The organism is Bacillus sp. JJ722, from assembly GCF_036963345.1.
GTDB lineage: Bacteria > Bacillota > Bacilli > Bacillales > DSM-1321 > Bacillus_AD.
The window spans coordinates 268-1,312 of record NZ_JBALMO010000434.1 but is presented as its reverse complement, the minus strand read 5'-3'; the positions used below and the strand labels follow the sequence as shown (position 1 = coordinate 1,312).

1 protein-coding gene and 1 pseudogene are annotated in these 1,045 nt (G+C 32.9%); both read left to right on the top strand.

Annotation, left to right across the window (positions count from 1 at the left end):
- Positions 1-265, top strand: a pseudogene (locus V7014_RS27120) (TetR/AcrR family transcriptional regulator); the annotation flags it as partial.
- Positions 266-281: 16 nt separating this feature from the next.
- Positions 282-1,045: DUF418 domain-containing protein (locus tag V7014_RS27115; RefSeq protein ID WP_335512233.1), on the top strand; the 764-nt coding region annotated here is incomplete at its 3' end.

Below are 1,045 nucleotides of genomic sequence, written 5' to 3'. Positions count from 1 at the left end.
GATTTTTAATGAATATATTTTACTCGCTGCTCGAAATGAAAAGTATCTAAATAGATTGAATGAGATTCAAAAAGGGTTTTTAAAGAGCTATTATGACTTAATGAATTATGGAGTGGAAATTGGTGTAGTTGAAAGTAAGAATGTAGAAGTTAAAGCTCAAATGCTTGTGATGGTTATTGATAATATTAGTAACTTCATATTGACTGGATTCCAATTAGATTATAGAGGAATATGGCAAGAAGCTATTAATAGTGTTCTAAAATAAGTAAGGGGGGAACATTATGACCAAACACTCACAATCTAAACGTATTGAAGGGTTAGATTTTGCTAGAGCTTTGGCTATGTTTGGAATGCTTATAGTAAACTATACAGTTATTATGGGAGCAGAAGGCAATGGACCGGATTGGCTTGTTTGGTTTACTGAACTTTTTCAAGGAAGAGCATCAGCTACTTTTGTAATGTTGGCGGGTATCGGAGTTTCTTTAATGACCAGAAAAGCAAGAAATGGAGCACTTTCTTATGTTAGAGAAAATAGGGTGACTTTATGGAAACGTTCAGCTTTTCTATTCATTCTAGGTTTACTTTTATATGTGGTAGGCTGGACTGGAGATATACTACATTATTATGGAGTGTATATGCTAATTGCATCCTTTCTTATAATGGCTTCTACTAAGCTAATTGTTATTTTATCTAGTATCTTTTTAGTAATTTCGCAAATCTTACAAGTGACACTTGATTATATGAATGGATGGCACCCTGAACAACCATTTATGGAATATCTTGATTTCTGGACCATAGAAGGTTTTATAAGAAATCTTTTGTTTAATGGGTATCATCCAGTATTCCCTTGGATATGTTTCTTTTTGTTAGGAATGATTCTTGGCAGACTTGATCTATCTAAGAAAGTTGTAAGAAACAAAATGTTGTCTCTTTCGTTATTTTTACTAATAGCAACGGATTTCCTTTCAAAAGTTTTATTTCGACTATCCCAGTCGATATTAGATGTACAAAGTGCAGAATTTCTTTTTCAAACTGGGCCAATTCC